The organism is Mycobacterium sp. 1165196.3, assembly GCF_001673415.1.
Lineage (GTDB): Bacteria > Actinomycetota > Actinomycetes > Mycobacteriales > Mycobacteriaceae > Mycobacterium > Mycobacterium europaeum_A.
Map to the genome: position 1 here is coordinate 1 of NZ_LZLU01000207.1, position 6042 is coordinate 6042.

At 63.7% G+C, this 6042-nt stretch carries 7 protein-coding genes, 3 pseudogenes and 1 riboswitch; of the genes and pseudogenes, 6 read left to right on the plus strand and 4 right to left on the minus strand.

The window, feature by feature from the left end; all coding sequences use genetic code 11:
- The 5 genes and pseudogenes from A5659_RS21385 to A5659_RS27305 form a co-directional block, all read left to right on the plus strand.
- The coding region (locus A5659_RS21385) for an alpha/beta hydrolase family protein (protein WP_255364654.1) at positions 1–810 on the plus strand (810 nt) is incomplete at its 5' end.
- Between the two features lie 238 nt (positions 811–1048).
- Positions 1049–1897 carry an oxidoreductase gene (locus A5659_RS21390; RefSeq protein ID WP_066873175.1) on the plus strand — a complete coding sequence of 283 codons (849 nt, stop codon included), beginning with the start codon at positions 1049–1051 and terminating at the stop codon, positions 1895–1897.
- A 59-nt stretch (positions 1898–1956) separates the two neighbouring features.
- Positions 1957–2511, plus strand: coding sequence for a TetR/AcrR family transcriptional regulator (locus A5659_RS21395; RefSeq protein WP_231997965.1), 555 nt, complete (start codon positions 1957–1959; stop codon positions 2509–2511).
- Positions 2512–2765: 254 nt separating this feature from the next.
- Positions 2766–3332 carry a dihydrofolate reductase family protein gene (locus tag A5659_RS21400; protein WP_066873183.1) on the plus strand — a complete coding sequence of 189 codons (567 nt, stop codon included), beginning with the start codon at positions 2766–2768 and terminating at the stop codon, positions 3330–3332.
- Between the two features lie 28 nt (positions 3333–3360).
- Positions 3361–3741 (plus strand): annotated as a pseudogene (locus A5659_RS27305) (integrase core domain-containing protein); the annotation flags it as partial.
- A 55-nt stretch (positions 3742–3796) separates the two neighbouring features.
- Here A5659_RS27305 and A5659_RS21405 read toward each other — a convergent pair.
- Together A5659_RS21405 and A5659_RS28680 are read right to left on the minus strand one after the other, a co-directional pair.
- Positions 3797–4099: a DUF2834 domain-containing protein gene (locus A5659_RS21405; protein ID WP_082972636.1), complete on the minus strand. Its 303-nt coding sequence runs from the start codon at positions 4097–4099 to the stop codon at positions 3797–3799.
- Between the two features lie 92 nt (positions 4100–4191).
- A pseudogene (locus A5659_RS28680) lies at positions 4192–4509 on the minus strand (IS256 family transposase); the annotation flags it as partial.
- 75 nt (positions 4510–4584) lie between these two features.
- Here A5659_RS28680 and A5659_RS21410 point away from each other — a divergent pair.
- Positions 4585–4866 (plus strand): hypothetical protein, encoded by a 282-nt coding sequence (locus A5659_RS21410; protein WP_066876851.1) that lies wholly within the window; start codon positions 4585–4587, stop codon positions 4864–4866.
- Between the two features lie 68 nt (positions 4867–4934).
- Here the strand turns inward: A5659_RS21410 and A5659_RS21415 are convergent, their stop codons facing one another.
- Complete coding sequence (locus tag A5659_RS21415) at positions 4935–5603, minus strand: pyridoxal 5'-phosphate synthase (protein WP_066876849.1); 669 nt, start codon at positions 5601–5603, stop codon at positions 4935–4937.
- A gap of 25 nt (positions 5604–5628) precedes the next feature.
- Positions 5629–5708: riboswitch (ZMP/ZTP riboswitch) on the minus strand.
- A gap of 36 nt (positions 5709–5744) precedes the next feature.
- A pseudogene (locus tag A5659_RS21420) lies at positions 5745–6042 on the minus strand (pyridoxamine 5-phosphate oxidase); the annotation flags it as partial.

A 6042-nucleotide genomic window follows, 5' to 3' on the forward strand; every position in this document is an offset into this window, starting at 1 on the left:
GCGCCGCAACGGGGCGCGGTGGTGCCCGTGGACACCGGTACGACCGCGTCGGGTTTTCGGCATCGCGGCGAGTGGGTGTACCTGCCGCCGGCCTGGTTCACCGCAGCGCCGCCACGCCTGCCCCCGGTCTTGATGATCGGAGGCGAGTTCAACACATCGGCTGACTGGATTCGCGCCGGCGACGCCGTCGCCACCCTGGACGCGTTCGCGGCGGACCACGGCGGTAACGCGCCGCTGGCCGTCTTCGTCGACGCCACCGGTGGCTTCACCGTCGACACCGAGTGCGTCAACGGGTCGCGCGGCAACGCCGCCGATCACCTGATCGACGACGTGATCCCGTGGGCCGCCCAGCAATTCGGCCTGCCGGCGCAAGCGAAATGGGGCGTCGTCGGCTTCTCCTCCGGAGGCACCTGCGCGGTGGACGTGGCCGTGATGCACCCCGACAGGTTCAGCGCCTTTGTCGACATCGGCGGCGACATCGCCCCCAACGCGGGCACCCGGGCACAGACCATCGACCGGCTCTTCGGCGGCGACGCCGCGGCGTGGGCACGCTTCGACCCCAGCACGGTGATCACCCGCCACGGGCCTTACTCCAATCTGGCCGGACTGTTCGCGGTTCCCGGCTCCGTGGGGCGCGCCGCTGCCGAATCGCTGTGCCAACTGGGCACCGCCAACGGCATCGACTGCGCGGTGGTCGGTCTGGCCGGCAAACACGACTGGCCCTCGGCCGCATCGGCTTTCGCGGCGACGCTGCCTTGGCTCGCCGGTCGGCTCGAGACGCCCGGCGTCCCCCACGCGGCGTTCCCGTGACGCGCCCGCGGCCTGCGTTGAGTAGCTCATGAAAATGCCTGTCTAGCTGGCGGTCCATGCGCGTCGACCGTCGAGATCGTGTCAGATCCTGCACACGAATGCGTGGAGCTGCGCGAGGCCGGTCTCCGGCGTCATGTCCACCACCCTCCCGCAATCTGCGTTTCGTCAACTAAAATCGACGTCATGTCGAGTTTTTGTTAGGGTCGGCAGCGGTCCGGTCGAGCAGAGGAGATGTCCAATGAAGACCTTTCTGATCACGGGGGTAAGCAGCGGCCTGGGGCGAGCCTTCGCTGCAGGCGCACTAGAGGCCGGGCACACCGTGGTGGGCACCGTGCGTCGGCGGGCAGACCTCGATGCATTCGAAGCGCTGGCGGCCAACGCCCACGGTCGGCTCCTGGACGTGACCGATGAAAAGGCAGTGTTCGCGACGGTTAAGGACGTCGAGGCGACCGTCGGTCCGATCGACGTGGTGATCGCCAACGCGGGCTATGGGCTCGAGGGCATCTTCGAGGAGACGCCCTTGAGCCAGCTGCGGGCTCAGTTCGAGACCAACGTCTTTGGGGTGGCGGCGACCCTTCAGGCCGTCCTTCCGTATATGCGTGAACGTCGCGGCGGTCACCTGATGGCGGTGACGTCGATGGGCGGGTTGATGGCCCCGGCGGGCCTAACCGCCTACTGCGGCAGCAAGTTCGCGCTGGAGGGACTGCTGGAGAGCTTGGGTAAGGAAGTCGCCGGGTTCGGCATTCATGTCACGGCGATCGAACCGGGTTCGTTCCGGACCGACTGGGCCGGTAGGTCCATGAGACGCGTAGACCGCTCCATCGCCGATTACGACGACGTGTTCACGCCTATTCGTGAAGCCCGCCTACAGGCGAGCGGGAACCAGCTCGGTGACCCCGCGAAGGCCGCAGCCGCAGTGTTGCAGGTGCTTGACTCGACCGATCCCCCACGGCATCTTGTGCTGGGGTCTGACGCTTTGCGGCTCATCAGGGCCGCGCGTCAAACCGTCGATCAGGAGATCGACAAGTGGGAGTCACTGTCTCGGACAACGGACTTCCCCGACGGACGTCAGATCGCAGCCAGCTAGCCATGCCAGCGAAAACCAAGCCCACCCGACGACATGCCGCCACGCCCCGAAAAGGGGATATGCGGGAACAGGCCATCCTCGACACCGCCGAACGACTCCTGGGCGAACAAGGCTACGAAGCAATGACGATCGCCGACATCGCAAAGGGCGCGGGGATCACGCGGGGTGCCCTGTACTTCTATTTCGGCTCCAAACAGGAGGTCATCACGGCGCTCGTCGCGCGTACCGTGGATGCCCTCCGGAAGAAATCGCGCGCAGCCGCGGACGACGCCGCACGTGGTGAGCATGCCATCGACGAGGCGATGATCAGAACCGAGGCGCTGTGGCGCCAGCACGGGGTCGTGATGCGCGCGGCGATCGACCTGGCGTCGTCGGTGCCCGAGATCGACACGCTCTGGAACGACACCGCCGAGATCTTCGTCGGCGCCATCGCCGAAATACTGCGGCACATGGGCTCTCCGTCACGCAGTGCGAGCCACGACCAGGCAGCCCTTGCACGCGCCTTGTGCTGGATGATCGAGCGCAGTTTCTACCAAGGCTCCCGGATTTCGAACGCCGAGCTGGCCCGCGCCAGGAAGGCCTGTACCGAGATCTGGCGTCGAGTCGCCTGTTGACCGCCGACGGCCTGCTCACTGCGGCTGAGTTAAGGAATCGGGCGGAATCGAATACTGCTGGCTGCCAGCAAAGTTCGTAATTTCTCAGTGAATCAAGCTCGATCACAGATGCGCGCTCCCCGGTCCGTCGGGCCAGCGATCCACGACCAAGAACCCGCCAAGCCGTGGGCTGTCGTGCATCCGATGAATCTTTCAGTGCCGCAGGGTTGCGTGTCGTCGCGATGAGTTTTGGCCTCCGGTGCAGTCTGATCTTCATGGGCAAACTGATCTACGGCTTCAACGTGTCGGTGGACGGGTACATCGCCGACGCACAAGGCAACATCGACTGGGGCGATCCGAGCGACGAACTGCACCAGTACTGGAATGACTTCGAGAGGGAGACCGCCCTGTCGTTCTACGGGCGGCGGCTCTACGAACTGATGTCCGCGTACTGGCCGACCGCCGATAGTGCTCCGGACGCCACTCCTCTGATCGTTGACTTCGCCCGCACCTGGCGCGAAATGCCCAAGGTTGTGTTCTCGCGGACCTTAGAGTCCGTCCACTGGAACTCGCGCCTGGAACGCGGTGACCCGGTCGAAGTGGTGAGGAGGTTGAAAGCCGAAACGGACGGCAGGCTGGAGGTCGCCGGCGCGACGCTGGCCGCGCCGATCGTGCAGGCCGGACTGGTGGACGAATACCGGATTGTGGTCGCGCCCATCGCCGTGGGCGGCGGCACCGCGTTCTTCCCGACCCTGCCGTCATGGATCTCGCTGCGGTTGCTTGAGAACCGCACCTTCCCGGGTGGCACGGTCCTGCTGCGCTACGAGGCGAAACACGACTGACTTACTTGCCTCTCGCGATCGAGGTTGTCGCCGCATTGGCGCCGACCGTGTCGTCGAGGTGTTGGATCGACTGGCTCTCACCCACGGGACGCCGCACTACGTGCGGTTCGACAACGGTCCGGAGTTCGTGGCGCACGCCGCGCTTGACTGGTGCCGATTCGACTGTGCTGGCTCACTCTTGTTGATCCAGGGTCGCCTTGGCGGAATGCCTGGATCGAGTCGTTCAACGGCCGGCTGTGCGACGAATTGCTCAACGCGTGGCACTTCGACTCCCTGCTGGAAGCCCGCGTGATCATCGAAGACTGGCGTCGCGACTACAAGCCAACCGGGCCCACTCCGTCCATGGTGAACTCACCCGGGCCGAGTTCGCTCTACAGTGGACCACGTCCATCAACCCCAAGCCGCATAGCGACCGGACCACCAAAGTGGGGACGGATGTTGTGGCTGCGCCAGCCTGCACGGCGTCAAACGTCCTGGAGCTGCGCCAGACGCCGCTCTCGGGCTATCAGAAAGAGTGGAACGGCCACGCTGATATCCACAACGAACGCCAGCACGACGTACACCCACAGGTACTTGACGTCGGTCCTGCGTGCCTCGACAACCATGAAGACCAGCGCTGCCACGGAGACCAGTGTCAGGTCGATGGTCATGGAGCTGACCGCGTGATTGGCGAAACAGCTAGCGAGGAAGTCGAGCGTGTCCCCGCCGGCCGAGAAGTACGCGATGTTGTGCGCCCACGTGGCGATGAGCGCCACCAGCGCGATCACACCGTAAAGAATGCAAAGGTTTCGTCGGGCAGCGGTCACACCCGTCAGTATTTAGTCATCAGAGTAATTGTCAATATGTGGATCGGGTTGCTTCAGGCGACCTCCGTTGCGGTTGGTTCGATAGGTTCGGTGATCGTGACGTCGCCGAGGCGTACGAGCAGCTTGCCTTTTTGGAACACCGCGCCGGCACGGACGAGGCGACTAGGTGTGGACGGCCCGCCAGCGTGCGTGTGAGCGCTCAATGGCCTTGTAGGCCATGGCATATCGGCCGCACGTGAACGCGGGGCCCTTGGTCACTTCGGTCGGCAAACGCACGGTCGGGAATATCGACCTTCCGGGTCAACGGTGCGCAGGTGAACCCAGGGCTCGGCCGGATACTTGTAGATGTCCAGCAGCAAGTCGGCGTCTTCACGATCTAAGCGACTTCAGCGCCGTCGAGCAACTGCGCAAACGCGATCCGGCCCTACTCGCCTAACATTCCCACCATGAGCGACGAAAACGATGAGCTAGCAGCCGTCCTGCAATATCTAGAAGAAGACGAGAAAACGGCCCGTGAGAACGGACAAAACGATCTGGCGGACCAGATTGCCACCCAACGCCGCAAGCTCCTCGAAGCACCGCCCGCTGATCTGGTTCAGCTGTTTAACGACATTGCTGACGCGCTAGAAACGAGCCTTGAAGCAGCAGGGACCGATGACATCCTTACCGGCGACACCATCATCTACCTCCGCAGAACCGCCAAGGACATCGACCGCCACGACCGATAACACAGCGTGGGTTGGGTGGTCGGGCGGCAAATGTCTCAGGCAATGATGCGTGAACCACGTAGTTGCCACTACGGCCATAATCGGCCGCGATCCCAACCCTCCCCGTTGCGTTCATAGCGCAGTCGCTGGTGGCGTCGGTCAGGCGCGCCCTGCCAAAACTCGACGTAATCGGGTCGCACAGCGTATGAGATCCATTCAGGTGGGGCGACTTCGGGGTTATCGCGCAGTTCGCGGTGAGCCTTGGCGATGTGTGCTTCCAGCTCGGCTCCATCGGTGAGCGGTTGACTTTGCCTCATCGTCAATGCGATCGCGCGCGACTCCAGTGGACGGGCCAAGAAGTCTTGCGCGCTGGCTTGAGCTCCGTCATTGACGACCACGCCGCCAATCCGCACTTGTCGAACCAATGCAGCCCAGTAGAAGGTCAACGCCGCAACAGGATTGGCCGACAGGTCACGGCCTTTTTGGCTGACCGAATTGACCGCGAAGTGCCAGCCCCGTTCATCGACGGCTTTAATAATCAGCACCCGAGCCCGTGGTAAGCCTCGAGCGTCAACGGTCGACAGCGTCATCGCATGCGGTTCGGGAAGGGCGGCCTCGACGGCATCCTGCAACCACCTGATGAATAACGAAACAGGTTCTGCTGGAACGTCGTCGGTGTCGAAACCGGGGGCATGGCCGGTCAAGACGGGCAGGCTGCGCAGGAACGCGCGGCCACCGTCGTCATCAGACCATCGCATAGGCACAGCAGACTCCTCGAAGATCGAGGAGCACCCAGGCGGTCGATGCGTCCGAATCTTTGGCTTCCCAGTGGTGTTCCACCCGCGCCAGTCGCCAATTCAACAGACTCTACGCCGCCAAGCCGCAAAGCCCCCGCGCGATCAGGATCGCTCCCGCTCGACCAGGTCCTTCAGGAACCTAGGCACACGACCGGCGCCGAAATCGTAGAAGCGTACCCATGTGGGCGTGATGGCGATTCTGGCCATCCGGTCGTATGTCTGGCGCACCTCATGTTCGAACTTCCTGGCCTGATCTTCATCCATCGTTTTGCGGGCAGCGGCGAGGTACTCCGGCACTACACCGTCGATGATTCTCACGCCGGCGCGGCCGCGGATCGATAAGGCGCGTGCCGTCTCGGGCGTGTCTCCGGAGTCGATGGACAGGGCGACGTCCGCGGCT

Bases quoted from the DNA above. Each gene is read 5' to 3' on its own strand.
- A5659_RS21410 (WP_066876851.1), top strand. From the start codon at position 4,585: ATGAGCGACGAAAACGATGAGCTAGCAGCCGTCCTGCAATATCTAGAA.
- A5659_RS21395 (WP_231997965.1), top strand. From the start codon at position 1,957: ATGCGGGAACAGGCCATCCTCGACACCGCCGAACGACTCCTGGGCGAA.
- A5659_RS21415 (WP_066876849.1), bottom strand. From the start codon at position 5,603: ATGCGATGGTCTGATGACGACGGTGGCCGCGCGTTCCTGCGCAGCCTG.
- A5659_RS21390 (WP_066873175.1), top strand. From the start codon at position 1,049: ATGAAGACCTTTCTGATCACGGGGGTAAGCAGCGGCCTGGGGCGAGCC.
- A5659_RS21400 (WP_066873183.1), top strand. From the start codon at position 2,766: ATGGGCAAACTGATCTACGGCTTCAACGTGTCGGTGGACGGGTACATC.